Raw genomic sequence first — 25,582 nt, 5'->3', positions numbered from 1 at the left:
CGAAAGATAGTTATTATGTTAATCAAATTATGTTATAATATTAATCGAATTATAAGGAGATATAAAAATGAAAAAAATAATATATCAAAGATATAATGTGTGGAAAGGCATACTTAAAACCGAGTCCGACACGATAGAATATTGGGACACAGTGAACACAACAAGACTTTTTAAGAAGTTTCAAAAAGGGCAGATGACCATTGAAGATATAGCCCGGAAGAATCACGAAGACGGTCTTCTTTATGAGGTTACCGTCTTGGAAGAAGATACCTCTGCTGTTTTTTTACAGATTAATCATAAAAATGAATTCATAGGGGTCAATTTTATGGATGAGGTGGGACGTGCTTATTTAACTTATCATTTTTCCGAAATCGAAGCTAAAAAGAAGTTGTTTTTAAATGAAGTCTGGTATAATTATTATACCCCCGGGGATAAATCTTTTGATAATGAAGAATATCGGATTAATTTTATTTTCGACCGGGAGGGCAATGCAGCCTACCGCAAGTATGACGAAATAAACAAAAAAACAATGGATTATGAAACCAAAGAGCCGCTTGATATTAGCGGCTTATACGAAGATTATCCCGAGTTCGGGCATTACAGCGGATTAATCAAAAAAGGAAGAAATATGAAGTTTCTCGAAGACGTATGTTCAATTAAACTATAAGGAGATAAAACAATGGTAAAACTTACAGAGATAAGAAATATTTTAGAGAAAGAAAAGCCCGATGACCTGTTTTTGCAGTATTTTGAATGGGTAAAAACCTTAATGCCGTTTTGGAAGCAGGCTGTTATGAGGATTGCGGAGCTTAACGGTACGCCGGAAGAAAAAAGAGATAAGCACTTGCGAGCCATCGACAATTCTTTGGAGCTGATGCCTGCTTGGCGGTTTAAAAGAATAAAATACGTAAAGGCAAGAAGAGAAGAAATAGACAGTGCTATCAGTTTTATTCGAAACGGAGCTATAACAAACAAGGTGTCGAAATATGCCTTTGCTCCTGTTTGCAGAACTGTGGCAAGCGTTTTACGCAGCTGTTTATACGTCTCCACTTTCGGCTATTCCGACGAGCAGCAGCCAACCGTATTAGCTCAAGATGTTTACGATATTGCTATGTGTCATACCCTGTTTCCTTTCGACACAAGCGACTTTGTGTATTACCTTCCAAGAAATAAATCTATCCATACCGAAGACCCTGCCGATTTGGACAACTGGCATATAATGATGAGCAATGCGGGCAAGGCTTTGAAAATTACCGACCTCATCGAGGAAGTGAATAAACAGGCTTGCATAATATGGGAAAACTACAAAACACCGCTTAAATGGAAATACGATGAATCGATTTGGTCCTCGGAATTTGAAAATGTTTCGAAAAAACTGCATTACGCCGCAGAAAAGGCTTTTCATAAAATGTAAAACTTATTGCTTAATTGAAAAATAAATAAAGTAGATAAAAATATGAATATTTTAAAAAATTTCGGATTGAACAAACAGAACAAACAAGGCAAACAAACGTCTATGCCGCAACAGGAACTTTGTATCAACCTGACTAAAAACGGCTTGTATATTAATGATGAGTTTATGGAAAATATGTCAACGGATATTCTGGCGGAAAAATTCGGCGAATACAGAAAAATATCGTACGAATCACCTGATGGAACAGCAAGTAAAGACGATGCAAAAGAAATATATATCTGGGATAATCTGGGAATAAAGATTTTTGTTTCCAAAGGAAGTATTGGAGAAATACAGCTAAGGATATGCGAAGACCCGGACTGGGAGAAAAATGTAAAATTTGCGTTTTTCGATGCAAATCCAAAGCAGATATTTTCCGGCACTTTTACGATAAACGGCAAAACTGTTTTGGAGGCTATCCCTCAAAAAGAATTGAGAGATGCTTATATACTTTTGGAAATGAAAGTCGGCAACTGGAAAGTAAATTGCTCATTGTCGAGTAAAATTAATTCGGTTTTAAAAGCAATACCTTTTCAGGAACGTTTAAGAAAATCCGAAACCGATGAGATAGCCAATTTGGTGCGTGCCGACCCTGAACCTATACGGAATATAAGTTTTTGGTACAAACCGCCGAGAGTGTCGAGCGGTAAATGGATATTGCCGAAAGCGGAAGGTGAAGTCCTTAAATTTACAAACTTCAATTTTAAACTTGCTATTATCCAAGAACTGATGTACGAACAGGAATTGCTCAAACCGAAATTCGATGTATATGATTTTTGCAAAGATTATGCAAAAAAAGAAATAGACCCCGATGATTACTGCGATAAAATGATACCGGAAGTAAAAAGTTGGTTTCAGAAATTGGAAATCCCTGCCGAACTTGCCCCAAAGGTAACACAGCTCTTTCTTGACGGCGGAAACGAAATTAATATGCAGCTTATTCCGCAGTGGGACGGCGAAGACAATTCATTTGATATTAAATCTATTTCCGATGAAGAGTTGGCACAGTTTCCAAACTTAAAACTTATTGACGGCACGGTTATTTATATTTCCGAAAAAGCAAAGAAAAAACTTATCGAAAAAGGAATTAATATTGCAGAATAAAAGTTTTAAAAACTAATTAAAAATAAGGTGTAACCTATGGAAAAAATAAAATCACTTATTAAAAGCCTGCACAAAATAGTAAAGAATAGCAAATCGGGTCATTTGCCTTTAAAGGAAAGAGTATCATTATTGAATGCCATAAATGATACAAGTGTTATTGGTAAACTTTATTTCGAATGCCTTAAAAAAGTATATCCTGTCTGGGCGAAGGATTTTCCGAACAATCCGATAATGACGGGTATTATTAATAAAGCAGACGCTTTTTTATACCGGCAGTCGTGTGACAGAAAAGAATTTGAAGCACTCTATAATGATAATACCAACTATTTTGAATCTATTACGGGCGATACGGGATTAGCCGGCATGACAGCTCTTTCTTTATGTGCAACTTTGGGCTATGGTACCGAATTGGAGATAGAGGATTATCAGGGAGAAGATGACAATGCTTTCGATTGGCAGGATTGGACACCCGATTTTTACGCTTCAATGGCTTATTCGGGAGGTAATCCTTTTGTGGGAGAGGGCAATATCGTTCGCAGAAAAGAGTTTTGGGATTGGTATTTAGATATGGTTTTGGAATTATATAGATTACCGGATAATCCTCTGCTCTTATCACCTCCATTACAAATCGAATCGGAGAAGTTAACTAAAAATATTGACAGAACTCAAACTTATAAAACTGATGCCATACTTAATAAACTCAATGAAGTGATAAATAAAACCATTGATTCGTGTTGTAGAGATTATCAGGACAGTTGGAGTAAAATACATATAAAAGCATATTGTATGAAAACCGGGCTTCGTGTAAATTCTTATTTTACTAAAAATGGGGAAGTTTGTAAAATTAGAGGAAAAGTAGAATCTTTTGATTTAATGAACGAAATAAAATATATGATGTATGAACAAAATAAATGCGAAGGAGCTTGGTTTACTTCCAAAATAGAAATTAACGAAGACAAAACCTATTCGATAGAGTTTAATTATGATAATATAGAAGAACTTCCGAATAATTGGCAGCAACCTGATCGTTTCGTGAGTGAATTTGAAAAATTTCCCCGCAGTAAAGAATTTACTCCTCAATGGTGGCAGGATATTTTAGAAAAAAAAGCCAAATATCTTAAATAGATTATTTCGCAATTAGGAGTTGGAAATGCTTAATTATAAATTAAACAATAAGGAGATAAAAATATGAACAACCTAAAAATAAGGTGTAACCTATGGAAAAAATAAAATCACTTATTAAAAGCCTGCACAAAATAGTAAAGAATAGCAAATCGGGTCATTTGCCTTTAAAGGAAAGAGTATCATTATTGAATGCTATAAATGATACAAGTGTTATTGGTAAACTTTATTTCGAATGCCTTAAAAAAGTATATCCTGTCTGGGCAAAGGATTTTCCGAACAATCCGATAATGACGGGTATTATTAATAAAGCAGACGTTTTTTTATACCGGCAGTCGTGTGACAGAAAAGAATTTGAAGCACTCTATAATGATAATACCAACTATTTTGAATCTATCATGGGAGATACGGGATTAGTCGGCATGACGGCTCTTTCTTTATGTGCCACTTTGGGCTATGGTACCGAATTGGAGATAGAGGATTATCAGGGAGAAGATGACAATGCTTTCGATTGGCAGGACTGGACACCCGATTTTTACGCTTCAATGGCTTATTCGGGAGGTAATCCTTTTGTGGGAGAGGGCAATGTTGTTCGCAGAAAAGAGTTTTGGGATTGGTATTTAGAAACGGCCTTACAATTATACACTTCCCCCGATACAGCTGTACTTGTTCTAAATATTAGTACAAATAAGCCTGCAAAATCATCTGAATTCAGACGAAACCAGTCTTACACATCAGATACTATCAGAGAAAAACTTGAACATATTGTAGATATGACAATTGAGGATTTGTATAATCAGGAGAATGACATGAGTTTTGACAGAATAGAATATAATTCTATTTGTTTGGAATTATCTGGCACAACTACAGAGATTCTCTTTTATATTAAAGGGAATGCAATCAAGTTAAAGGAAATGAGAATGTGGCCTGACGAAAATCAAAGTGATGTAATAGATGATGTTAAACAGGAAATGTATAATCAAAGTCCCGAAGAAGGAGCATGGCTCGAAAGCCATATGGTTATTTACCCGGATAAATCATACAAAATAAACTTTATCTATGATGATTACAATCAGTTATCTAAAACAGCAAGGGAGTCGGACAAAATAAAAGAAGAATTTCGTGTTTATCCCCGCAGTAAGGAATTTACCCCTCAATGGTGGCAGGATATTTTAGGAAAAAAAGCCAAATATCTTAAATAGATTATTTCGCAATTAGGAGTTGGAAATACTTAATTATGAATTAAACAATAAGGAGATAATTATGTTGTCAGAAAAAGTTAAAAATTATTTGATAGAAACAGGGTTGTACGACGAAACTGAAGATACAAATTATCAAAAAGTAATGTTAGATTTAGGTATTAAATTGGATGCGGCTTTCGCCCAATTTAATCTTTATACAAATGCTGTAACATTTTCAGGACAAGCTTATGATATATATAATGTCTGTTGGTTTGCTATTAACTCTACATATTCTGAACAAATAGAGAATATGCAATCAGCATTAAATTTACCCGAAGAATATATTCCATTGGATAGCTTTGAAGCAGAGGGAGGATTTTTCTATAATCTTAAAACAGGGGAAGTTTTAGAACTTGAACTTGGACAAAAGTTAATTGATTTTCAAAATGGGCAACTACAACCTCAATGGAAAGATTTTAATTCATTTTTAGAATGGTTTTTTGAATTAGAATAAACAATCCGCTTCAAAAGGTAATATGAGATATTGTTTGAAACTCTTGAGGTTGCAAAAGATGATAATGAAAATGTAGAACTAAGATAAAGAATCCAAGTTTTACACTATACAATTTATAAAAAAGTGCCTAAAATAATAAATAAGTACACTGAAAAATAGGTTTTTAGAGGTGCCCTATAAATTAAACAATAAGGAGAAAAAAATATGAATAACCTAAAATTAAGTTTATTAAAAAAATGGGAATTGGATAGTGAGTATTCGTTTGTGCACGGCTCTGTCTTGCTGCCGAACAGTACTGCAATAATTCTAACTTCGGGCAATATCAATTGGGATAAATATTACCTCCTTATGCTTTCTTCCGACGGCATAAAAAAGATTCCGATTGAATATGAAGAGGTATCAAGCAGAGATTATCCTGTGCTTTTTCGATATGGTGCAGGTTTCGGACTTATCATTTCGGCAAAAGAACTGCGGTATTACTCAGGTATTCATTCGTCGCCTGAAATTATTCCAATAAAAAACAAATCTCTGTTACGGCGAAACATCGTACCGGAAAAAGCTCAACAGAGGTATTTTCAAAATATATCCGACAGCCGAATAATTCCCGTTTGCTTTGAAAATGAATTTTATTGCGGAGACGCAAGATGTTTTGCTCTTTTTGAATTTGATGCTGCTGCAAAATATGCCGAATGGAAATGTTTTTCTACAATCGACAAAAAGGCATTTATCTATCAAGACGGCAGAAATGAAGAAGCTCCCAAAATAGACAGTATTAAAATATCGAATAAAGAAATCTATGCCTTTATTCCGGGTGACAGCCAAACATCGGTTAATAAGTGGGGAATGAATTATTATGCCCTTGCAAGAGTTTCCGAAAACGGGAAAGTAATCGAAAAACTTATCGAATCGGACTTCCTAAAAAAAGACGATAAAAGACGCGGTATCAACGGACGCTTTACGGATTCTCAATATGTGATAATGACGCCTCTTTTTAAAACCGATGACTGGAAGGGTAAACAAAAAGTTTTTTCACTCGGCACACGCGAATATTCCGATATTGCTTTCCCAAGAGGAATGTCAAAACACAAACTCGAAAATATCGCAGGCGAAATATGCCTTACCTCGCTTTTCGATAAAGGACTAAAAGAAATAGCCTTGTATAATATAAATAACTAATAAAAAAGGAGATAGAATATGGATGAAAAGTTAATAGTAAATTCTTTATATCTAAGTAATGATGACAGCGGATATATTTATTATAACGGTAAATTATTTACAGGTATTGAAGAATGGTATAATAAGGACGGAGTATTAGGCAGTAGAACCGAATATATTGACGGCTTACAAGATGGTACAATGGTTGGATATTATGAAAACGGCACTGTTAGAAGTCAATCTCAATATAAAAAAGGGTGTGTACATGAATCTGATTACAGATAAATAATTTATAATATGAAATCGGCAGTTGATGTATCATTATGGATAATAATATATGAATCGATTAATAGTATACGGAAGTTTTGCAGTTGTCATTCTGCTCTTGTACGGCATAAAAAAAATGTTCTTGGATAAGATAAAGAATCAGATGCTAAGGTATATATTAGCAATGGCGGTATCTTATTCTGTACTTATTATATTTAGTATAATAGGCATAGAAAATGAAGTTATATCAACAGCATTTCAAAGAACGAGACTGAGTTTTGGCCTTGGTCGTGGAAGAATAGAGCCCATAATGGCGATGGTGGTAGTTCCTGCACTTTACTCCTTATTCTTTATTGGGTATTTTAAAAAAGACTTATCTCCCGAAGAAAGATGGAAAGTATCAAAAAGGGTAATGCTTTCGGTTTTTGTCAATGGTATATTATCTTTTGTGCTGCTGATGTTGTTTTATCGTTCGTATTATTTTGGGTATAGTTTATCGAAACAGTGGGCTCTTATTAAAGCAAGCTGCGAACACATAGATTGGCGGTTTCTTCCTCCATTCGTAGGACTGATGGTTTTATTTGTGTATGTAATGAAGCGGGACCATTTTAAACACAACAACAAATCAAAAAAAGGGAAAAAGCATGACGACAGATGAACTTGCACAACCGGAAGAGGAAAAAATTGACCTGTTGTTTTTACGATGATTATTTATGGAACGGAAATTTTTAGGAGCAACGATGAATAATGTACAAGATATAATTGTGAAATGCAGTGAAATAATTAGATACGATTCGATACATCATTTAAGATTACCGTACAGGAATTTGATTTTTGAGCAGCTATCACCATTGAAAAGAGGTGTTTTGGTATTGAAGACAATCAAAAATATTTTATATCTGTGGGACGAAGTTTATCCGAACGACGGAGATTGCAAAGAATTGTATAATGATTGCATTTCGTTTTTAGAGGGCGATATGTGCCGTGCCGTATTGGTTGGCATAGATACTACCGGCATAAAGAATAATATAAATTTAAATGAAGGAGAAAAACAAAATGGCAAAGAACAGTAAAATAAATGTGCAGGGAAATGAAATTACTATTATCAGAGATAAGGAGTGGGAGTATATTTCTCTTACCGATATGTTGAAAGCCAAAGACGGAGATTTTTTTATTTCCGACTGGTTACGAAACAGGAATACCGTTGAATATCTCGGTATTTGGGAAAGTGTATATAACCCCGATTTTAATTATGGCGAATTCGCCGTAATTAAAAGTCAAACCGGTTTGAATAGCTACAAATTGAGCGTAAAAGAATGGGTCGAAAAAACAAATGCTATCGGGCTAAAAGCTACAGCAAGCAGGCTGCCTTGGTCTATGCCGACGAAGCCGACCTGCTCAATGTAGCCTTGTTCGGTCTTACCGCCAAAGAGTGGAGGCAAAACAACCCCGACAAGAGCGGAAACTTGCGTGATTATGCCACATTGGAGCAATTGGTCGTGCTTAGCAATATGGAGAGTATCAATGCTCTGCTCATCAAACAGGGACTGCCGCAAAGCGACCGCCTTGTGCAGCTGAACCGTGTAGCCATTACACAAATGAAATCGCTTGTAGAAAACAAAAACATAAAACAGTTAAAGTAAAACAGCGTAAATAAAATTATAAATTTAAAATATAAGGAGAAAAAAATGAGTTACATTATCGACAAATTATTTGAAATAGTGCAAAAATTTTCTAAGGTGGTAAGATTGTTAAAAAATCCGACAGAAGAAAATTCCCGGAAAGTTGTCAAAGGCTGGGAACTTCTGGACTTCGACTACAATACGGATGATGAAGCTATTATAGACGGCATTGCTGCAAATATTTTGAAGACAAATATTTTGCAAGCTGCCTATGACGAAAACAAAAATCTTTGTATCCGATACAAAGGTAAAAATATAAAAATAGACTATCCCGACAACATTAGAAATAAAGATGTTACGATAAAAGCCGTTAACAAAATTATTTCGCAAGAGTATGAAATAAGATTGTTTCGTGATTCTATCGGAACAGAGCGGTTGCAGTTTTATGTTTTACCGCACGAAGACTGGGCTAATTGGGAATACTACTATGAAGAAACCGTTCCGCTGCTATTTTCCAAGATTGATGAAAACACCAAAATATTTACCCTTACCGACGACGAGATTCAACGGATAGTAAAAGAGAACAAAGACAAATATGAACGGAAAAGAATTAGGCGGGAAAGATTGCTGATAATAAAAAGCGGATTGGATAAATCCCGCAAACAGGCACAAGCAACGCTTAGCGGCGAAACCTTACAAGAAGCTCTCGGCCGTTATGCGGATACGGAAAAATGGGTTGATGAAAAACTGAAAATTTTTGAAGGATACGAAGATGAAGGCGGAAGATTTTTGCAACCCATATCGGACTATGACAGGATAGCGGAAAACGACTACCAACTTAAAACAAGGAACGAGAGGAGACAATTAAAAAAAATCAGAAACTTTATCGGCAGCAACAATAACGACAAAAACTTGTCCATTGATGAATTGCATCTTATTGCAGAAACCGTCGAAAATTTGTGCACACACGACAGCATCGTCATAAGTTCTGCCGACCATTATTGGAAAAAATTTCATCTTCTTCTTTCCGGTATTCTTGCCGTTGTCAACGAAGAGGCAATGGAAGAACTCTCTTTTATCCCCGAAGACCGGCGTTATGAAAAACTGAATGAAGAAGACCGTGCCCACATTGATGAGGGACGGGAGCTAAAAAGGAACTCGTTAAAAGAATGGTGGGATATACATGACGGTACTTCCGCTATTTACACCATTCATTGGCTGCTGCGAGACGGGCATGCACGCAGGTATGATGAGTTTGCAGCCTGCTCCGATTTCGAAGAAGCGATGGAAGCGGACAGAAAAATAAGTATCTTTTGGTTAAAAGAAAAACAGCGTTCGGACGACAATCCGATTTCCGATAATGCAACACTCGATGAAGTGATAGCTCTCGAAGTTAAATACTACATTCGAGAGCATTACGATGAAATACAAAAACATATTCGTAAATTTCTCGACAAAACAACCCCCGACTGGAATAACTTTGACGAAGCTATGATTTGGAAAAAAAACGAAGAATATCTTATCGAAGTCTTTATGAAAGAACATAGAAAATATGTCGAAGACACTATGAATTTTGTCCGTCTTTTGGGAGCGAAAAAAGCCGTTTGTCTCGATGCATGGGATATAGGACGATGTGCAAATGTTATACGATGGAGCTATTCGCTCGGCTACATCGGCGAACAGACTGCATGGGAGTTTTTGGATAAAAACTCACGACGCGCAATAAAACAATATCAATCTTTCGGCAGTTTCGCACACGATTATATGCTCGGACGTTTTTTTTGGCAGAGCGGAGATTCGGGTTGTATGGATATTGACAGCACCTATATGATGCTCGATGCTATCCGATATTTATTTGATAAAGATAAAGGAATGTGGACACAAAACCCATGGATAAGCGAATTACAAGATTAAAAATAAACTGTTGAGGGAAACACACACAATAACACAAAGACAAAACACGATTATTAATATATAATATAAACTAAAAAAAGGAGAAAAACATAAATGGCAACAGACGGAGTAAAAATTATTGACGGCGATACCGCTTACGACATATATAATGAAATAATGGATTTGTACGATAGTGGTGGAACAGCAGAAAGTATAAGAGAACAAAAACCTTTCCCGCCGAAAGAATATGCGGACGACTTCGACTATGAAGTTATGGTAACCGCATACGCACAGGCATTTTGGGAAATAGGCTTTATGAGCGAAGACATCATCGCGGAGGTAAAACGCGTAATAGAAGCGGGAGCTTGCGTAAAATCGTGGACGGAAGAAGGCGGAGCAAAAACAGGCAAGGCTCGTCAAAAAGAGCTTGACAAGCTGTGGGGTAAAATCAATTCGCCCAATCCTAAAATACGCAAGCGCAAAAAATATAAGAAGATAACCGACTTCTTTTTTGAAATTAATGATGTGCTTACATTTCACACTTCGGGAGGAGACCATTTTGCACTAATACTTTTAGACATATATCGCTACCGCAATATGTGCGACTACCGATTTGCAATTACCGATTACAGGGATAGCCTGCCTCCTGCTGTCGAGCAGATACGCAAATGTAAAATACTGGGGCATAAATTTATGTCGGAAGATTTTATCTCCGATACAATGATTGGTATGTTTAATAAAACGGCTCTAAATAATTTGGAAGGTTTTGCCGATATGATGAAAAATATAGAAAAGACACTGCAAGATAAAGCCGGTAAAGAGAGCGATTGTCGGATAGGCCTGAACCTTATAGAGATTTCGCACAAGGATTTAAAAACATTTTACGACAAATTCGACATAATCGGAAAACTCGGCATTGACGAATCTAAAAAGCATTTTGGCAGTTCCAATCATATATCCGATTTTGAAAAACTCTCAAATCACTTTGATAACTTGGAACATCATATCAAAGCATTTAACAAAAGCGACACAGCGGCCCTTACCAATACCAAAGAAGAATGGTTTGATATGGAAATGCTGATAAATAACCGAATATGAACTATTACAAATCGAATTAATAAAGAGAAAAATTTTATGAAAAAAATAATCGAAAATACAAATGAGAGCAAATTGTATTTCATTCTAAACGATAGCGAATATGAAATATTATTGAAACAGAATGTGCAAGAATTTTTGAACCTTGTCTGCACTGAAAAAATCAGTTCATTTGCATTATCTTCTATTGTTCCGGATTTTTTAGATAAAAAAGAATTGGATTTGGCACGTGTCCGTTCTTTCCTTGCCAATGACAGTGTCAAACTTCCTTTTTATCTAAAAATATCATTGTGTCGTTTGATTGAACCAAAAAATTACAAAATACTCTTTACTTTTGTAGAAGACGGACAAATAAATCAGTACTTATGTCAAGAAGCAACAGATAACGAATGCATTGATATTTGGACGCATTTAGTCAAAAACCGCGATTGTGATGATTTTGATTGGGCATACGAGAACAGCCATTGGGGCGACAACACAAAATTATATGCTAATTATTTAAGCATTAGAGAACAGCAAGAGCAAAAAGAGTTAGCTCACCCTCCATTACTGACCGATATTTCTTGGAGTTTTACCGGCAACACTTACAAAGATAAACAGCAATTTTCAATGGAAGTCTCGAAATATATGGCGAATTTAGGTAAACATTGGTATCCCGATAAAAAGGTTTTAGTAGATAGCGAATTAATTATCTGCTATACTTATTTTGCAAATGATACTGAGAAGACCGGAAAAATTACTGCAAAGAGCGACACAGATTATTGGACTGCCCTTGATTTACTGTTTGTTATTCACAACAAATGTGTGAAAAAATTAAAAGATGAAGACAAACACTTTTTTGAGGGTTTATCTTATTATGAAGATGATAACAGCGGAAAACCTGTTTATTTTTTGGATTTAGGCAGTTGAAGAATTAAAACGGATAGATTAAATTAAATATATAATATAAACTAAAAAGGCGAAAAACAAAATGGCAGTATTAGAAACAGAAAGGTATAACAATGTTATCACTTATGGAAAAGAGGCAATCAATAGCCTAAAAAATAATGACATTGATAAATTTGCGACATTAGCAGAAACCGGATGGGAGTGCTTTCCTGAACCCAAAAATAGCTGGAATCAGGGATATAATTATGCAAAAATGATTTACAAAGGATTTTTAAACCACAAACAATTTGCTCATGCAAAGATTTGGCTTAATAGAATGATTGAAAACAATAACACTCTTCATTTATTTGATGAGGATTGTTTTTTTAACTATGCAAAATATCAATTTGAAATGGGAGAATATAAAGATTCGTTTGATAAATTTAGTAGAGTAGTTGAAGAGGCAGGATTCAGATATTTCGATGATGAAGACCCCAAATATCTTGATTTTTACAAACACCCCGAAAAATACATAAGGTAAGACTATAAGGACAAAAGTGATGATGAAGTTAATTAATCGGAAAGTGCAAATATGAACGAGATACAATTTCTTTTATACAATACTCCCGATGGCGGCGCAAATGTTCAGGTAGCGGTCAAGGACGAAACCATTTGGATGACACAAAAAGCTATGTCGCAGCTTTTTGATTGCAGTGCGGATAACATCGGACTGCATTTAAAGAATATCTTTCAAGAAGGTGAATTAACGGAACAGGCAACTGCCGAGAAAATCTCGGTAGTTCAAAAAGAAGGTACGAGAAATGTTAATAGGGAACTGATTTTCTATAATCTCGATGCCATAATCTCAGGCAGTATGAGATTTTGCCCGACAAGGGGCGTATCTCCGCAACCGCTGCGAAGAAAAAGGCAGAACAGGAATATAATATCTTCAATAAAACACAAAAAATAGATTCCGATTTTGATAAAGAGATACGGAAACTGACAAACAATAAGGAGCATTAAATACTATGGCAGAATTAGATGACGAACTATACGAACGTATAGAAGAACTATCGGAAGAGGGCAACGAGTTTGCCGACGAAGAACGATATGCACAGGCAAAAGCTAAATTCGAAGAAGCCCTCAGCCTTGTGCCGGCACCCAAAACCGATTGGGAAGCCGCTTTGTGGCTGTATGCAAGTATCGGCGATATGAACTTTATGCTCGGCAATTACAAGGAGTGCAGCGATAATATGTTCGATGCTCTCAACTGCCCGGATGCACAGGCAAATCCGTTTGTACACTTGCGTCTTGGGCAAGCCTTGTACGAACTCGGCAACACGGAAAGAGCAAAAGAACATTTACTGCGTGCCTATATGCTCGACGGCGAAGACATCTTCGAGGGGCAGGACGAAAAATATTTTGATTTAATAAAATCTATGGTTTAAAATGAATTAGAAATTAAATAATTAGGAGGAAACAAATTTATGAATAATGACTTTGATAATGACTTTCAAAAACTTCTCACAGAAATGATAGAGCTTGCCTATGAATTTGTAGATAATAATGCAGATGAAGTTGATACTGTATATGTTATCGGATTAATAGAGAAAGGGTATTTCTTTAAACCCTTTTATAAAATAAACGGACAATTGGTAAAATCGCATAAAGTAAATACTGTGTCTAAACAACAATACGATATTTCAAACGATATCGCATTTAATCTATTGAAACTTGGGAACGAAACACTAATGAAAATTGAAAAACTATTTATAGATAATAATAAGAACATTCCCACTATACTAAAGCTCGTCTATTTTCCAAAATCAGGGAAGTTCGAAAGTAATTTTGGTTACGAAAAAAACTACTCAAACTCTGCGACCAAAACAGCCCAAGATGTTTATGAAGAATGGTATGACAATCAAGGACTTTTATAGAAATCAGATGTATAAATTAAAAATTATGAATACTTAATTAGGAATTACGAATTAAAATATATTTAGGAAAAAGACGATGAATGAACATAATAAAATTATCAATGCCGTAGCTAAAAACGTACTGGCTCCGCACGGCTTATTTAGACAGGGGGCTTCAAGAGTGTGGCTGCAAGACAACGGTTACTATATAACTCAGGTCGAATTTCAACCAAGCCGCTGGAGTAAGGGCTCTTATCTTAATGTGGGAATTTCTTTTTTATGGGAATCAACCGAGGGTTTAAATTCTGTGCTTGCATTTAATTTTGGAAACAGGGTAAACGGAAATTCTTTTGTTGATTATACAGGCGATGATGTCCGTTTTGAAAAGGAGATACAAAATCTTGCACAAAAGGCTTTGGGTAAGGTAATAGAGTACGAAAAATTTAGAGACTTGGAATATGCAAAAAAGGCATTGGTTAAAGGCGAAAAAAATCCTCTTTGGCAGGATTACGATTTGATAATGCTGTGCTTTTTAAAAGGGGATTTCACAGAGGGGCTTAAGTTATTCAATAACTTTTTAGACAATTTTAAAAAGAGGTTTTGGGAAGGAGAACATTATGTAGAATGGCGTGAAACATTCTATAATCATTGCACAGAAGTTCTTTTACCTCAATGCAATTCCAAGGAAAATGCAAAAAAAATGATTTGTGATATGATTCAAAGACGGCGTGATTTTTTCAACACAAAACCTTCGTTTAAAAAGCTGCAAAAAGACCCCGTACGGTTTTGACGTGAATAAAAAACGAAAACAGCAGTAGGTAATGCTAAAACACAAATCGAATAAAAAAGGGAGATATTTTATATGGAAGATATTGATTTGACAATCAAAAAAATTGCGAAGATTTCGCATGATAATTTGCCGGTTAAAAAAGGCTGGGAAAGATACGAAATAGATGTTTGCACCTTGTCGAAATACACGGAACTTGAAGCCTCGTATTATTTGAAAGACGGAAAGGCAATTTCGTTTAATCCCGAATATGAAAATTCCGTCGGTATTGAAGATGACCTGACCTTTGTTTTTTTGAAATTGAGGGAGCAGATGTATAAACTTTCTCCTGACAAGGGGGCTTGGTTTTCGTGTAAATTTACATTCTTTTCTTCCGGAGATTTTAAGACTGTATTTAATTACGATGATGAACCGGTTTTTGAGTATAAGCCAAGTAAAGAGCAATATATTGATGAGCTGAAAAAATACCCCAGAGAGACTATACCTAATTGGTTAAATAAAATCATAAATTAAAAAATAAAAGAAGAAAAACAAAATGGCAACAAACGAGATAAGATTATTTGAAGGCAATAAAATACGCTCCCGCCGGTACGAGCTTGTAACTCGTGGCCATACTGAAAATTATAAACTAAGGTACGAGCCTATATGTTCGACGGCGAAGACATCTTCGAGGGGCAGGACGAAAAATATTTTGATTTAATAAAAGCTATGATGTAGGGGTAATTAGAAATTATGAACATACAAACAGTTGAAAAAGATTTTATGAAAACTCCGTACAAAAATACGGAGAAACTATTATGTGCCTTTAAGGAATTTTACAACGACACAAAAATTGACAGGCAAAAACTTTCCTATAGTTCGTATGATAATTTTAGGAAAGCTATTACACTGCAAGACCTGTTTTTACTTAACTTGCCTGCAGGAATATTAAGTTCGATACTTGATATTGCCGTTTATAAGGCAATTAAAGATGAAGATTTTGAAACCTCTCTAAACGGATTTGTACTATATGCGAGATTGGATTTTTACAACCGTATTCCGTATCAAATAAGGGATTGGGTTGTTTTAAATTCTTTTATCTCTTCCGATACTCAGCTTTTAGAAAAGGTTTATTGCAATATATCTTACGACGAAACAGAAATAGACGAAGCGTTTTATCTGTTCAAAAATTTGCTTCGTGCAATTATAGTTCACAACGATGAATGGAAAAACAAAGCACTTGATTATTACCATAAAAACATTTCTCTTGTCCGCTCAAAATCCGACACGGCTTTGATAAACTGTTTGAAATCAATTGCGGAAAAAGACGATAACGGTTTTTGTAAAAACTTCGCCGAAGCAATGAAATTGAGTTCTAAAACTCAGTGGCTAAAAACGGTTTATAATCGTCCCGCACTTTTTAAATATTGCAATCCTTTTGTTTTAGGAATAGCTAACTTAGCTTTGGCTGAAAATATAAACTGTCCGGAGCCGGAGGAGGATTTAATTTTTAGACTGACAAGAGCAAAGAAAGAATATAACCCCCAACCTTTTATGCTTTTTGATAATGAACTTATCTTTTTAAATGAGATTTTATATACCGATTTCGTTTCTTCAAGCAAAATAATATCGGACAGGATTATAAATACACGTGCAGGGACAATACTAAAAAATTATTGAACAATTCGGACAAAACATAGTTGTCTGAAATAAAATATAAAAAAGATATTTAAAATTTCAAAAATAGGTTATAATAACAATAAGGAGAAAAACAAAATTAGAAAAATATTTGAAGATTATTTTAGCGAATTGCAGGCGGATATGGTAAGTATCTGTATGGAAAATGTGGAAGACAGAGCGGATACGGTGTACATATATTGCTCCTGTGAGGATAATGTTATCGCCTCTGCTTATTTTTACAAAATCAACGGAATGGTTGTAGATAGGCATAAGTTGAACGATGCTATTGCTCAGGGCAAGGCGGAATATGATGTGTCGGGCGAGAGGCAAAGAATGGTATTGGATGTGATAAACTCCGATATAAAACAACTTATGAAAATATGCAAAGAGCATAACAGAGATATGCCTACGGAAATGAAGCTGATTTATGATGTAAAGAACAAGAGTCTAAAAGCGGAGTACCGTTATGATTTGGTCTATACCAACGACCCTGTAAAAACGGCAAGCATAGTTTCCGATAATTGGTTTGAAGAAATAAAAAAAGAAAACAGCAGTAGGTAATGCTAAAACACAAATCGAATAAAATGAGAAAATCTAAAAAATATTACAAAATAAAATTTGGAGGAATTGAAAATGTTAAAAATGTTATCAAATGAAGATAATAATTATCTTCTTTCATTAATCAAAGAAAATAAAATGGTTGAAGCTGTTTTTTTTGTCAAAGAAAATAAAATGGTTGAAGCTGTTTTTTTTGTCAAAGAAAATAAAATGGTTGAAGCTGTTTTTTTTGTCAAAGAAAAAACAGGTATGGGCTTAAAACAAGCCAAAGAATATGTTGATACGAAAAGAATTAATGACAATACGGAGCATACCGGAAGTAATATTATTTCGGAAGCTGACGAAAAATATATTTTTTCTTTACTTAAAGAGAACAAGCAATTAGAAGCCATTGCTTTTCTTCATAGAGAAAGAGAAATAAGTTTAGAGGAAGCTAAGGATTATGTTGATAAAAGGGAATTTAAAAATAAAATTTCAAATGAGAAAATCCCATATAAAAAAGGTTATATTATTGATAGAAAAACAAATACCCTTATTCGTGATTTAAATAGACAAAGAAAATTCAGTAAAGTAGTACATTATATTATATTGATATCCGTTATTATTTCTCTGATACAGCTCTATTTTTTAGATAAAACTTCATTAGAGCAAATGTTGTTTTTCGGTTTGTCTATAGCTTTCATTTTTTTCTTGTCAATTGCTTGGCTTGCACTTACCTTAAATATTTCTAGCTTAGAAAAGAGAATGAATAAAATAGAAGAATTAAGATTAGAATTAGAGTTATCAAGAGAATTTGAAATAAAATCTTTAAAAAGCAATTGGACTCTGCTTTTCTATATTGTAATTGATAGTTTGCTTCTTTGGGTATTACCTACTCATATAAACATATTAATTGAAGAATTAACATATAAATCTGCCTTAAATGTTATCATATTAATTATACTTTTGGGTTTTTGCACTTATAACTTCTTCAAAGAACTTAAAAATAAAAAATACTCTTTAAGTATAAGCGGCGAAACCGTAAAAATCTTCTATGAGAATAAGGAAATCAATTCAATAAAAACAGACGACATAAATTATATTGAATTTTATAAAGTACATCATAGAAGAGAGATGGTAGATCCGAACCCAATCTTACGGATTTTTGATAATAAGAAAGAAATGCTTATTGAAATGGAGGTAACAAGAGAAGATTACCATAGATTAACAATGTATTTTACGAATTATAGTGTATTGATACAAGACAAATATAATAAAATATAAAAAAGTAATTATAAACTAAATAAAAGGAGACATTTATGAGTGTTGGAATATTTGTTGACCCTGATTTTTACACAATCGGCACAGGGAGTTTTGTGCACTGTTTTTTCTCAAACATTGCATATCATTTGGAAAACGGTCAGTGGGGAGATAGATTCCCCTGTTTGATGGAACATCTTTATAACGGGCTGTTAGAGAAACAATATGTAAAGAATGCAATAAAAGAATTGCATACGGTAAAAAAAGAATTTGCCCGCATACCGCCTCAAAAGGTAATATGGGATATTGAAGATTTGTCGCAGCCGCCGCCTTGGGGAAACGACATATCGGAGGATATTACGGACCTATCGAACTATTTTGTAACAAGCGAAGGTGAAGACCTTTTCGATGTACTGTTTGAAGCCCTTGATGTTGCAAAAGATGATAATGAAAATGTGGAACTGAAACAAATGTAAATAATTAAGGAGAGCAACAAAATGCAACCGATTGATGAAAACCCCAACAAAGCCGTATTGACCACCCGCTATGTTATTAAAAATAATTCGCCTGTTGTTTGCGTCATTTATGACGAAGACGGCGATTGGCAGTTTTTGGGTACAGAAGAAATAGACGAAAGCGATGCTGTGGTACTCTCGATGAAAGAAATGATAAAACACGACGGCACATTATGCAATATCCCTGAATTGGAATGCGGTCGGTCTGCCGTGCGTGAAAACATACATTCGCCTTGGCGGATTGAATAGAGCATAATTTTAATGATATAATAAATAAAAGAACCCTGAATTTAATAAGGTAAAACTAATGAACCCATTATAATTCTAAATTTAAAACCAAGGAGAAAAAATGATTACATCATGTTATGATATCGAAACAAAACCCATTATCAGTTTAAAAGATTTTTATGGTGAGAAAAAGAGTTTGTTGGAAAAATGCTTGATTATTTTATCCAAAAAAATTCATGACCGTTTACTCGAAACTTTTGAATGTAATGAGATAGCCTGTTTAACTGCTTGTAACGGTAATACCCCAATATATAAAATGAATTTAAACGGGGAAGATATTGGTTTTTATTTATCCTCCATAGGTTCTGCGATTGCTGCAGGCGAATGTTTTGAGGCAAACTGGACAACGGGAGCAACTAAATTTATTATGTTCGGTTCTTGCGGAAGTTTGAATAAAGAAGTAACTGCCGGCAAGTACATTATTCCGACAGATAGCTACCGGGGAGAGGGATGCTCTTATTATTATGCCCCTCCTGCGGACTATATCAAAATCAAAAACAGCGACAAGGTTGCCGCAATATTTGAAGAACTAAATGTCCCTTATGTACGGGGAAAAGTTTGGACAACAGATTCGATGATTAGGGAAACGGTCGGGCTGGTGAATAAAAGAAAAAGCGAAGGCTGTATTGCTGTGGAAATGGAACTTGCCGGAGTGCAGGCCGTTTGCGACTTCAATCAACTGGAGCTTTATAATTTTTTAGAAGCAGGAGATGTATTGGGAGAATGCAGTTATGAAATCGAAGAACTTCGTAATGCCAATCATAATCTTGCAAAATTATATATTGCTTTTAAAATGTTGGCTAAGATATAAGAAGTCTTCTTTATTTTAAAAAATAGTAAACTAAAAGGAAAGCTGCTGTATGAATGAAGAAATTTTAAATTCGGTTTATAATGCATCACTGGAATTCGGAGAAAATTTCCACAAGCCCATCATTGAAATTATCGAGGAACTTTATCCGAATATTTCCGTTAATGAAAAAAATTTTATTGCAGCTTATATTGAACAAACAAGAGACGATATAGAGAAATATTTTTATGACCGTTATGATTACAAAAATGAAACTGCAAATAAAGATTTGTACGAACAAGGAAAACAATGGATAAGAGAAACTTATACTTGGATGAACCGTAAAAATACTAATCGTGCCGCCCTTCAAGGAATGTATTATGCTTGGCACGGATAATGTTTTATCGAAATAAAAAACGGCATGCTGCGGAACTCCATAGTCGTTTCATAACATTTTGCTGTAAATTAATTTTGCATACTAATTCTTACAGTCTTTTAAATTGTAATTTGTGATTTTCTATCTAACATTTTGTCGCAGAACATATTCCAACATATTTCATATTCTTCATGAGATACCAACTGCAAATCCGATGGAAGATAAATACATCTTTTTTCCGCCTCTTCGACAAATCGCCGAATCCACTCATCTGTTTCGGAGATTACGGCACGAACTGTTTTCCATTTTTTTTCATGTGCCAGATATAGACGGGTATGTCCATCCAATGAAACATAGCGATTTTTTCTCCGAATGACAGGAACGATAATATCTTCCGGTTTTTTAATAAAAGAACGGACAGCCTGAAGTTTTTGACTACTCACATAAAACTGCGAAGGTTGAATTAAATTTAACGGCAGATTAAATTGTTCCGGCGTAGGAAACTCAAAAACCGTTATTCCATAAGAGTTTACAAACCTTGAAATATGAGGAGCATGAAACCGAAACTCTTCTGCTAAGGATAAATATTTTTCGGTGTCTTTTCCACGAATTACCGCACATTCCGAATCTATAATCTCAACTTCGTACGGCACTCCGTCAATATCATAGGCACCATGCTGAAACAATACGGTCTTTGAAAATCTTTTGTCATCATATCTGTCTATGCGTTTTATGGTCATTGAGCTTTTTCCTTTTTAAGTTTTTGAGCAGGCAATTTATCAAACATAGCTTTGAATAGTCCTATCAAAAAATCTTCGCTGTCTACATTATTAACTGAAAGCATTTCTTTTGCACCATCATACGGCAGCTTATAAATATTCTTTCCTTGATGCCATTTGTACCTCAATAAGCAATCTATTCAATTGAAATTATTATATCTCATTATCTAATTTTGTACTATATTTTTATCAATAACGGCATATCGTATTCGTCTTTGCCATTTTCGATAAATCCAATCGACTTCCAAAAGCGTATGGAATTTTCTTTGCTGCTATTCAGTTCATAATACTTTGCCCCGTCATTCTTAGTGTATTGTTCTAAGGCTGTAAAACAAAGATGCCCTGTTCCATTTCCTCTATATTCAGGAAAAATCCAATAATCCAAAATAAAACATTTTCCATCTTCACTTTGATAAGTGCAGTAAGATGCTGCCCCTATTCGTTTTTCATTTCGAATAAAGTAAATCATATGCTGTTTATCGATGTCTCCGTACCATGTGGGCTTCAAGAATACCTCGGTATTCATTGCTTGTAAAATATTCGATATCTTCTTTATCTGTAATTATGCCGTCATTAATCAAATATGTAATATGCCGACTCCAGAAATCTTGTATTTCACCTATAGAAATTTCTTGAATACTAATCATCTTTATACTCCCCACTTTATATAGTTTTTTAACTTATCTCTTTGAAAGATACTTTTCTATTTCATCATCGGTTAATTTTCGTCCCTCCGTATTAGGATAATCCGCATGTTCCGCACATATATTGACTATGATTTTCTAAACAATCAACCGTGTTTAAAAGCGGCGTTATTCTATTTTTGCCGATATAACACTCTTTGCACATTTTAATTCTCCTCTCTTCGTAATACTTAATTTCCTCACTACCGATTTCCGGAAGCGTATTCGCCTGTATTAATATCTATAACTTCTCTTATCGGCTGTATAAGAGAATCTTCATATTGAACCTTCCATTTCACATCGTAATCCATGTTGCCGTTTGTGAAACCTGCGATTGTATTTCCGTCTTCTATCGGATTATCATTATCATAAATGTAAGATAAAACATTATATGCATGGTTTACAACATCATTCGGATTTAAGCCATGGAAATGATATTGAATATCAGGTAAAAATAGGGTGCTCATACCGAGCGAATCAATGAGCATATCATTTGTTCCTTGAATATTAAAAAAGCGGACATTTACCGCATAATGGATAAAGCGCATTTCTTCGGGTAAGTTGCAATTTAAAATTTCTTCTCGGGTGAGCATTTTTTTAGATGTTTCAAAAACGACTGCCTTGCAGGTCGGATAAATGTTTACCAATGCTTCAACGTAATGCACCAGCATTTCCGCTCTTTCTTTATAATCTAAACCTGCTGCCAACATATCCGTCGCCATTACTTGATATTTACAAGTCTCTAAAATTTCGCTGCCGTTCGGGCAGCCCCATAATTGTGTTGCTGCAATATCATCCATAATCGGGTTTTCAATTTCAGAACAATTCATAATAATAAGCTGCGGATGAACATTCAGTTTTTCTTTTTCAAAGTATACGGAATATTTTTTAGGAGCAAAACCTGCCATATTACCGTCATAACAAAAGCAATCCGTTTCGCCAAAATGTTCACGCATAATTTTATGTATCAGCTCTTTTTTGGGCATTTTACATTTTTCTTCCATAAGCAAATGAATAACAAAAACAGAGCCGGGTCGGTCGGCAGTTTGACTCATATCCTGTTTGAGAATTTTATTGTTTTCGTTTATTTTTTTTCTTTCATAATTTGATGTCATACCTTTACCTCCAAAAAATATAATTTTGCTGATTTCACTAACTCATCATATCATTAAATTTTTATAAAGAAAACAAAAGCGGCTTTTTTCGAAACACAAAATCTATATTACTCTCTTTTTTAAGCCTTGCAAGAATTTTGCTTTCCATTCCACTTACAATGATAAAACAAAATACTAAAACAAATAATTCTTCATTTGTAGATTTGCGATTTTTTATATATTCATAACGAATAGCAAAGCGCTCATGATAGTTCTCTTCTTTAGCAAAATGATATGCAAATAATAGTATTTCTAAAAGTTTCTCATTGCTATATTTTTTTGCGTTTTTAAGTAAAAAGTCATTCGGCACTACATTTGAAATATAGTATAAATATTCTTCCGTATCTCTCTTTATCTCATTCTCTAAGCATTTGTATTCAATGTAATTTTCCTCAAAGAGTTTCAATTCTTCCTCTGTTACAAAATGCTCATATAAGCTCTTTGAAAGATAAATACGATAACGATAATCTTCCGAACGGATTTCAGGTTGATACTTCGTATTTTTAAATAATTCTTTCGGATTTTCATGTAATAGATGAATCGGTTCTACAAAATGGTCATTTAAATCTTTAATGATTCTATCAAGCGCTTGAAAATTTAATGTTTTTTGCTTGATGTAAAATGGAATATATATTGCTCTACTTTGGGGTGCTGTAAATAAAAGTTGATATAATTGAACTTTATTTTTATTAAAAATTGAAGCGGAAAGATGCAGTAAAACATTGGGATTATTACGGCTTCTTTGTGTGATTACCTCCAAACTCAAATCTCCTGCTTTCTTTTTTATCGTTCCATTTTAAGCATTTTAAATCCTGTTTCATTTAAGTTTTTTAGGATATATTCTCAATTATTCGTCCGTCTCATTATATCACCTTTCTCATATTTTGTCATCGTATTTGTGTGCACTTTTAAAAGCTGTATCTATATCATCACAATTCTTACGTATGGTTTGCATTCATTGATGTCAGTTTTTGTTTTTTCATATATTAAATAGCATACTCCATTATTAAGATATTCATTATCGTAGTCATAACCGTATTCATTAAATACTTGATATTTGCTTGTACAACATCCTAGGCCGCCTTCCATTCCTATAGAAAGCATCAGGAACTCTACGATAAAAAATCATATAGTGATTTATATATTTTTCTCCCATTCAAGTAGATTTATATCTTTTATGTGAAGATTTTTGCCTGTATAGTCGTTTTCCGGTTTTATTCCGTTTTTTCAATGCATACACGGTGATACCGGTTATTTAAGCCTATATATTTTCCGGTTAAAATATTAATTACTACACTTTCAATAGGAGCTCATGTATTTTTCCGAACGGATTCTGCAATTAAAAAGCGGTTATCTAAAAACATTAAATTCCTTTATTGATATTTAATAAGCTACTCCTTAGGTACATTAAATTTATAAGTATCACTCTCATTATCACATTTTGTCAAATTATTATTTACTGCATTTTCATTCTTTTTAAACACAAAGGCATAGCCGTAGTTTTTACTTTCCCTATCCGTTTTTTCGGTTTTTTCCAAACCGATTAAATCAAATTCATACTTACCTTCGGGTATATCAAAACCTAAACGATAATTATAAGGCTCCGGTATTCCTTCCGAACCGGTTTTTACATATTTCGTGCGCTCGGTAATATGCTTTTTAATATTTTCAAAATCATAGTCTAAATCATCGAAGCAGGAAAAGCAAATTTTATTTAATTCCCCTACTTCCAAATAAAGTTTTTCAAATCTGCATACTTCTTTAAATCCTTCCGGTATCGCAATCTCTTCATTTATTGAAGTAAATATATGATATTCAAAAGCATTGATACGGTAAAAAGGAATCAGCTTTGCCTGTTCTACAAGCTCCAGAAAAAGATCGAAGTTCTTCTGTAGATAACTTAAAAACTTCTTCACCTTGCATTTTTTTGAAGCAAGATATTCCGTAAGTAAATCGGTAGGAATAACCGCCATTCCGTAACCGTGTGTTGTTAATTCTCCGATATAGTGCATTATGCCTCCTTACTTTCTTCGATAAAATCAATCACATCAGACCAACCGTCATCTTTTGCATCATAGCCCCAGCGTTTATCCGTCAAGGATTCAAGGTCGTCAATGCTTTTATGCAAAGCCTCGGACATTTCTTTTCTTCTATCTGCGGGAATCGAATTTAGATATGTATCGCTTATTTTGAATCTGACATTTTGAAGAAAATTAACCGTATCGACATAGGCAGCCGAATCTTCAAAGACCGTATTTTCAGGAAAGCATTTTATTACGTTTTCAAAGGCGGTTTTCATATCGGATAATTTTAACGCTTCCAATGCGGCGGGAACATAGCAAATAAGATTCGGATAATTGCAGATAAATTCCCACCAACCGTCCCCCTTCCAATTTCCTATGATGTTAACGGCAATATGAAAAAGAAATAAGTCCTCATCGGTTTGATTTTTAATGTCTTCTATTTCTCCGATTTCCCATAGGTTATCCGAAACTTCTGCAAAGAAGTCTTCCGTAAAATCTTTTTGATTTTTGATTAGTTCTTTCAGTGTAAGCATTTTATTCTCCT

The 25,582-nt window shown here is 34.4% G+C and carries 35 protein-coding genes; 28 read left to right on the top strand and 7 right to left on the bottom strand.

Going from position 1 to position 25,582, the window contains the following annotated elements; translation table 11 throughout:
- The first annotated feature begins 67 nt into the window (after window positions 1–67).
- The 28 genes from DYQ05_RS06305 (at window position 68) to DYQ05_RS06175 (ending at window position 20,419) form a co-directional block, all read left to right on the top strand.
- Complete coding sequence (locus tag DYQ05_RS06305; RefSeq protein ID WP_029409592.1) at window positions 68–667, top strand: hypothetical protein; 600 nt, start codon at window positions 68–70, stop codon at window positions 665–667.
- A 12-nt stretch (window positions 668–679) separates the two neighbouring features.
- Window positions 680–1,414: a hypothetical protein gene (locus DYQ05_RS06300; RefSeq protein ID WP_029409593.1), complete on the top strand. Its 735-nt coding sequence runs from the start codon at window positions 680–682 to the stop codon at window positions 1,412–1,414.
- A 42-nt stretch (window positions 1,415–1,456) separates the two neighbouring features.
- Window positions 1,457–2,557: a DUF6892 domain-containing protein gene (locus tag DYQ05_RS06295; protein WP_020965146.1), complete on the top strand. Its 1,101-nt coding sequence runs from the start codon at window positions 1,457–1,459 to the stop codon at window positions 2,555–2,557.
- 36 nt (window positions 2,558–2,593) lie between these two features.
- Window positions 2,594–3,682, top strand: coding sequence for an Imm5 family immunity protein (locus DYQ05_RS06290; RefSeq protein ID WP_020965145.1), 1,089 nt, complete (start codon window positions 2,594–2,596; stop codon window positions 3,680–3,682).
- A 92-nt stretch (window positions 3,683–3,774) separates the two neighbouring features.
- A complete protein-coding gene (locus tag DYQ05_RS06285) occupies window positions 3,775–4,881 on the top strand; it encodes an Imm5 family immunity protein (protein ID WP_020965144.1) in 1,107 nt (368 codons plus the stop codon).
- Window positions 4,882–4,942: 61 nt separating this feature from the next.
- Complete coding sequence (locus tag DYQ05_RS06280) at window positions 4,943–5,374, top strand: hypothetical protein (protein WP_024465350.1); 432 nt, start codon at window positions 4,943–4,945, stop codon at window positions 5,372–5,374.
- A gap of 204 nt (window positions 5,375–5,578) precedes the next feature.
- Window positions 5,579–6,550 (top strand): hypothetical protein, encoded by a 972-nt coding sequence (locus DYQ05_RS06275; protein ID WP_029409595.1) that lies wholly within the window; start codon window positions 5,579–5,581, stop codon window positions 6,548–6,550.
- An 18-nt stretch (window positions 6,551–6,568) separates the two neighbouring features.
- Entirely contained in the window at window positions 6,569–6,814 is a 246-nt protein-coding gene (locus tag DYQ05_RS06270; protein WP_020965141.1) for a toxin-antitoxin system YwqK family antitoxin, read from the top strand.
- Between the two features lie 292 nt (window positions 6,815–7,106).
- Window positions 7,107–7,454: a hypothetical protein gene (locus DYQ05_RS06265; protein WP_206184060.1), complete on the top strand. Its 348-nt coding sequence runs from the start codon at window positions 7,107–7,109 to the stop codon at window positions 7,452–7,454.
- Window positions 7,455–7,536: 82 nt separating this feature from the next.
- Window positions 7,537–7,869: a hypothetical protein gene (locus DYQ05_RS06260; protein ID WP_152513605.1), complete on the top strand. Its 333-nt coding sequence runs from the start codon at window positions 7,537–7,539 to the stop codon at window positions 7,867–7,869.
- Complete coding sequence (locus tag DYQ05_RS13735; RefSeq protein ID WP_020965138.1) at window positions 7,853–8,203, top strand: KilA-N domain-containing protein; 351 nt, start codon at window positions 7,853–7,855, stop codon at window positions 8,201–8,203. Before DYQ05_RS06260 ends, DYQ05_RS13735 begins: the two co-directional genes overlap by 17 nt.
- Window positions 8,167–8,439 carry a hypothetical protein gene (locus tag DYQ05_RS13730; RefSeq protein ID WP_020965137.1) on the top strand — a complete coding sequence of 91 codons (273 nt, stop codon included), beginning with the start codon at window positions 8,167–8,169 and terminating at the stop codon, window positions 8,437–8,439. The genes DYQ05_RS13735 and DYQ05_RS13730 overlap by 37 nt, the downstream gene beginning before the upstream one ends.
- Window positions 8,440–8,484: 45 nt before the next feature.
- Entirely contained in the window at window positions 8,485–10,332 is a 1,848-nt protein-coding gene (locus DYQ05_RS06250; protein ID WP_020965136.1) for a DUF1266 domain-containing protein, read from the top strand.
- 93 nt (window positions 10,333–10,425) lie between these two features.
- Window positions 10,426–11,409: a hypothetical protein gene (locus DYQ05_RS06245; RefSeq protein ID WP_024465243.1), complete on the top strand. Its 984-nt coding sequence runs from the start codon at window positions 10,426–10,428 to the stop codon at window positions 11,407–11,409.
- Window positions 11,410–11,445: 36 nt separating this feature from the next.
- On the top strand, window positions 11,446–12,315 hold the full coding sequence (locus DYQ05_RS06240) for a hypothetical protein (RefSeq protein ID WP_020965133.1): 870 nt from the start codon (window positions 11,446–11,448) through the stop codon (window positions 12,313–12,315).
- 61 nt (window positions 12,316–12,376) lie between these two features.
- Window positions 12,377–12,814: a hypothetical protein gene (locus DYQ05_RS06235; protein WP_024465244.1), complete on the top strand. Its 438-nt coding sequence runs from the start codon at window positions 12,377–12,379 to the stop codon at window positions 12,812–12,814.
- A gap of 51 nt (window positions 12,815–12,865) precedes the next feature.
- Complete coding sequence (locus tag DYQ05_RS06230) at window positions 12,866–13,243, top strand: virulence RhuM family protein (protein ID WP_024465245.1); 378 nt, start codon at window positions 12,866–12,868, stop codon at window positions 13,241–13,243.
- A gap of 58 nt (window positions 13,244–13,301) precedes the next feature.
- Window positions 13,302–13,721: a tetratricopeptide repeat protein gene (locus DYQ05_RS06225; protein ID WP_020965130.1), complete on the top strand. Its 420-nt coding sequence runs from the start codon at window positions 13,302–13,304 to the stop codon at window positions 13,719–13,721.
- Window positions 13,722–13,760: 39 nt separating this feature from the next.
- On the top strand, window positions 13,761–14,210 hold the full coding sequence (locus DYQ05_RS06220; protein ID WP_029408801.1) for an immunity protein YezG family protein: 450 nt from the start codon (window positions 13,761–13,763) through the stop codon (window positions 14,208–14,210).
- Window positions 14,211–14,286: 76 nt separating this feature from the next.
- A complete protein-coding gene (locus DYQ05_RS06215; protein ID WP_024468798.1) occupies window positions 14,287–14,979 on the top strand; it encodes a DUF4304 domain-containing protein in 693 nt (230 codons plus the stop codon).
- A 72-nt stretch (window positions 14,980–15,051) separates the two neighbouring features.
- A complete protein-coding gene (locus DYQ05_RS06210; RefSeq protein ID WP_024468799.1) occupies window positions 15,052–15,489 on the top strand; it encodes an immunity protein YezG family protein in 438 nt (145 codons plus the stop codon).
- 219 nt (window positions 15,490–15,708) lie between these two features.
- Window positions 15,709–16,635, top strand: a complete 927-nt coding sequence (locus DYQ05_RS06205) for a hypothetical protein (RefSeq protein ID WP_024468800.1) — start codon at window positions 15,709–15,711, stop codon at window positions 16,633–16,635.
- 141 nt (window positions 16,636–16,776) lie between these two features.
- The gene (locus DYQ05_RS06200) at window positions 16,777–17,196 is read left to right on the top strand and encodes a hypothetical protein (RefSeq protein ID WP_206184059.1); all 420 of its coding nucleotides are present in this window, start codon (window positions 16,777–16,779) and stop codon (window positions 17,194–17,196) included.
- 72 nt (window positions 17,197–17,268) lie between these two features.
- Window positions 17,269–18,456: a hypothetical protein gene (locus tag DYQ05_RS06195; protein ID WP_206184058.1), complete on the top strand. Its 1,188-nt coding sequence runs from the start codon at window positions 17,269–17,271 to the stop codon at window positions 18,454–18,456.
- A 35-nt stretch (window positions 18,457–18,491) separates the two neighbouring features.
- A complete protein-coding gene (locus DYQ05_RS06190) occupies window positions 18,492–18,908 on the top strand; it encodes an immunity 70 family protein (RefSeq protein WP_024468803.1) in 417 nt (138 codons plus the stop codon).
- A gap of 21 nt (window positions 18,909–18,929) precedes the next feature.
- A complete protein-coding gene (locus tag DYQ05_RS06185; protein WP_024467467.1) occupies window positions 18,930–19,196 on the top strand; it encodes a hypothetical protein in 267 nt (88 codons plus the stop codon).
- A 100-nt stretch (window positions 19,197–19,296) separates the two neighbouring features.
- Complete coding sequence (locus tag DYQ05_RS06180) at window positions 19,297–20,046, top strand: nucleoside phosphorylase (protein WP_206184057.1); 750 nt, start codon at window positions 19,297–19,299, stop codon at window positions 20,044–20,046.
- A 49-nt stretch (window positions 20,047–20,095) separates the two neighbouring features.
- Window positions 20,096–20,419, top strand: a complete 324-nt coding sequence (locus tag DYQ05_RS06175) for a hypothetical protein (protein ID WP_206184056.1) — start codon at window positions 20,096–20,098, stop codon at window positions 20,417–20,419.
- A 98-nt stretch (window positions 20,420–20,517) separates the two neighbouring features.
- Here the strand turns inward: DYQ05_RS06175 and DYQ05_RS06170 are convergent, their stop codons facing one another.
- The 7 genes from DYQ05_RS06170 to DYQ05_RS06140 form a co-directional block, all read right to left on the bottom strand.
- Window positions 20,518–21,138, bottom strand: coding sequence for a ParB/RepB/Spo0J family partition protein (locus DYQ05_RS06170; protein WP_024467469.1), 621 nt, complete (start codon window positions 21,136–21,138; stop codon window positions 20,518–20,520).
- Window positions 21,135–21,305, bottom strand: coding sequence for a hypothetical protein (locus tag DYQ05_RS06165; RefSeq protein WP_192814673.1), 171 nt, complete (start codon window positions 21,303–21,305; stop codon window positions 21,135–21,137). Before DYQ05_RS06165 ends, DYQ05_RS06170 begins: the two co-directional genes overlap by 4 nt.
- A gap of 50 nt (window positions 21,306–21,355) precedes the next feature.
- A complete protein-coding gene (locus DYQ05_RS06160; RefSeq protein WP_290121755.1) occupies window positions 21,356–21,703 on the bottom strand; it encodes a GNAT family N-acetyltransferase in 348 nt (115 codons plus the stop codon).
- 360 nt (window positions 21,704–22,063) lie between these two features.
- Window positions 22,064–22,975, bottom strand: a complete 912-nt coding sequence (locus DYQ05_RS06155; RefSeq protein ID WP_206184054.1) for a DUF4261 domain-containing protein — start codon at window positions 22,973–22,975, stop codon at window positions 22,064–22,066.
- A gap of 61 nt (window positions 22,976–23,036) precedes the next feature.
- Window positions 23,037–23,774 (bottom strand): hypothetical protein, encoded by a 738-nt coding sequence (locus DYQ05_RS06150; protein ID WP_206184053.1) that lies wholly within the window; start codon window positions 23,772–23,774, stop codon window positions 23,037–23,039.
- Between the two features lie 631 nt (window positions 23,775–24,405).
- The gene (locus tag DYQ05_RS06145; RefSeq protein WP_206184052.1) at window positions 24,406–25,026 is read right to left on the bottom strand and encodes a hypothetical protein; all 621 of its coding nucleotides are present in this window, start codon (window positions 25,024–25,026) and stop codon (window positions 24,406–24,408) included.
- A complete protein-coding gene (locus DYQ05_RS06140; protein ID WP_206184051.1) occupies window positions 25,026–25,571 on the bottom strand; it encodes a hypothetical protein in 546 nt (181 codons plus the stop codon). Before DYQ05_RS06140 ends, DYQ05_RS06145 begins: the two co-directional genes overlap by 1 nt.
- Between the last annotated feature and the right edge of the window lie 11 nt (window positions 25,572–25,582).

Source organism: Treponema pedis (assembly GCF_017161325.1).
GTDB classification, from domain to species: Bacteria; Spirochaetota; Spirochaetia; order Treponematales; family Treponemataceae; genus Treponema_B; species Treponema_B pedis.
The sequence above is the reverse complement of the archived record's forward strand: the minus strand, read 5'-3'. Positions and strand labels throughout refer to the sequence as shown.

What these genes read in the sequence shown, in the direction of transcription:
- DYQ05_RS06305 (WP_029409592.1), top strand. Translation starts at nt 68, where the DNA reads ATGAAAAAAATAATATATCAAAGATATAATGTGTGGAAAGGCATACTT.
- DYQ05_RS06300 (WP_029409593.1), top strand. Translation starts at nt 680, where the DNA reads ATGGTAAAACTTACAGAGATAAGAAATATTTTAGAGAAAGAAAAGCCC.
- DYQ05_RS06295 (WP_020965146.1), top strand. Translation starts at nt 1,457, where the DNA reads ATGAATATTTTAAAAAATTTCGGATTGAACAAACAGAACAAACAAGGC.
- DYQ05_RS06290 (WP_020965145.1), top strand. Translation starts at nt 2,594, where the DNA reads ATGGAAAAAATAAAATCACTTATTAAAAGCCTGCACAAAATAGTAAAG.
- DYQ05_RS06285 (WP_020965144.1), top strand. Translation starts at nt 3,775, where the DNA reads ATGGAAAAAATAAAATCACTTATTAAAAGCCTGCACAAAATAGTAAAG.
- DYQ05_RS06280 (WP_024465350.1), top strand. Translation starts at nt 4,943, where the DNA reads ATGTTGTCAGAAAAAGTTAAAAATTATTTGATAGAAACAGGGTTGTAC.
- DYQ05_RS06275 (WP_029409595.1), top strand. Translation starts at nt 5,579, where the DNA reads ATGAATAACCTAAAATTAAGTTTATTAAAAAAATGGGAATTGGATAGT.
- DYQ05_RS06270 (WP_020965141.1), top strand. Translation starts at nt 6,569, where the DNA reads ATGGATGAAAAGTTAATAGTAAATTCTTTATATCTAAGTAATGATGAC.
- DYQ05_RS06265 (WP_206184060.1), top strand. Translation starts at nt 7,107, where the DNA reads ATGGCGATGGTGGTAGTTCCTGCACTTTACTCCTTATTCTTTATTGGG.
- DYQ05_RS06260 (WP_152513605.1), top strand. Translation starts at nt 7,537, where the DNA reads ATGAATAATGTACAAGATATAATTGTGAAATGCAGTGAAATAATTAGA.
- DYQ05_RS13735 (WP_020965138.1), top strand. Translation starts at nt 7,853, where the DNA reads ATGGCAAAGAACAGTAAAATAAATGTGCAGGGAAATGAAATTACTATT.
- DYQ05_RS06250 (WP_020965136.1), top strand. Translation starts at nt 8,485, where the DNA reads ATGAGTTACATTATCGACAAATTATTTGAAATAGTGCAAAAATTTTCT.
- DYQ05_RS06245 (WP_024465243.1), top strand. Translation starts at nt 10,426, where the DNA reads ATGGCAACAGACGGAGTAAAAATTATTGACGGCGATACCGCTTACGAC.
- DYQ05_RS06240 (WP_020965133.1), top strand. Translation starts at nt 11,446, where the DNA reads ATGAAAAAAATAATCGAAAATACAAATGAGAGCAAATTGTATTTCATT.
- DYQ05_RS06235 (WP_024465244.1), top strand. Translation starts at nt 12,377, where the DNA reads ATGGCAGTATTAGAAACAGAAAGGTATAACAATGTTATCACTTATGGA.
- DYQ05_RS06230 (WP_024465245.1), top strand. Translation starts at nt 12,866, where the DNA reads ATGAACGAGATACAATTTCTTTTATACAATACTCCCGATGGCGGCGCA.
- DYQ05_RS06225 (WP_020965130.1), top strand. Translation starts at nt 13,302, where the DNA reads ATGGCAGAATTAGATGACGAACTATACGAACGTATAGAAGAACTATCG.
- DYQ05_RS06220 (WP_029408801.1), top strand. Translation starts at nt 13,761, where the DNA reads ATGAATAATGACTTTGATAATGACTTTCAAAAACTTCTCACAGAAATG.
- DYQ05_RS06215 (WP_024468798.1), top strand. Translation starts at nt 14,287, where the DNA reads ATGAATGAACATAATAAAATTATCAATGCCGTAGCTAAAAACGTACTG.
- DYQ05_RS06210 (WP_024468799.1), top strand. Translation starts at nt 15,052, where the DNA reads ATGGAAGATATTGATTTGACAATCAAAAAAATTGCGAAGATTTCGCAT.
- DYQ05_RS06205 (WP_024468800.1), top strand. Translation starts at nt 15,709, where the DNA reads ATGAACATACAAACAGTTGAAAAAGATTTTATGAAAACTCCGTACAAA.
- DYQ05_RS06200 (WP_206184059.1), top strand. Translation starts at nt 16,777, where the DNA reads ATGGTAAGTATCTGTATGGAAAATGTGGAAGACAGAGCGGATACGGTG.
- DYQ05_RS06195 (WP_206184058.1), top strand. Translation starts at nt 17,269, where the DNA reads ATGTTAAAAATGTTATCAAATGAAGATAATAATTATCTTCTTTCATTA.
- DYQ05_RS06190 (WP_024468803.1), top strand. Translation starts at nt 18,492, where the DNA reads ATGAGTGTTGGAATATTTGTTGACCCTGATTTTTACACAATCGGCACA.
- DYQ05_RS06185 (WP_024467467.1), top strand. Translation starts at nt 18,930, where the DNA reads ATGCAACCGATTGATGAAAACCCCAACAAAGCCGTATTGACCACCCGC.
- DYQ05_RS06180 (WP_206184057.1), top strand. Translation starts at nt 19,297, where the DNA reads ATGATTACATCATGTTATGATATCGAAACAAAACCCATTATCAGTTTA.
- DYQ05_RS06175 (WP_206184056.1), top strand. Translation starts at nt 20,096, where the DNA reads ATGAATGAAGAAATTTTAAATTCGGTTTATAATGCATCACTGGAATTC.
- DYQ05_RS06170 (WP_024467469.1), bottom strand. Translation starts at nt 21,138, where the DNA reads ATGACCATAAAACGCATAGACAGATATGATGACAAAAGATTTTCAAAG.
- DYQ05_RS06160 (WP_290121755.1), bottom strand. Translation starts at nt 21,703, where the DNA reads ATGAATACCGAGGTATTCTTGAAGCCCACATGGTACGGAGACATCGAT.
- DYQ05_RS06155 (WP_206184054.1), bottom strand. Translation starts at nt 22,975, where the DNA reads ATGACATCAAATTATGAAAGAAAAAAAATAAACGAAAACAATAAAATT.
- DYQ05_RS06145 (WP_206184052.1), bottom strand. Translation starts at nt 25,026, where the DNA reads ATGCACTATATCGGAGAATTAACAACACACGGTTACGGAATGGCGGTT.
- DYQ05_RS06140 (WP_206184051.1), bottom strand. Translation starts at nt 25,571, where the DNA reads ATGCTTACACTGAAAGAACTAATCAAAAATCAAAAAGATTTTACGGAA.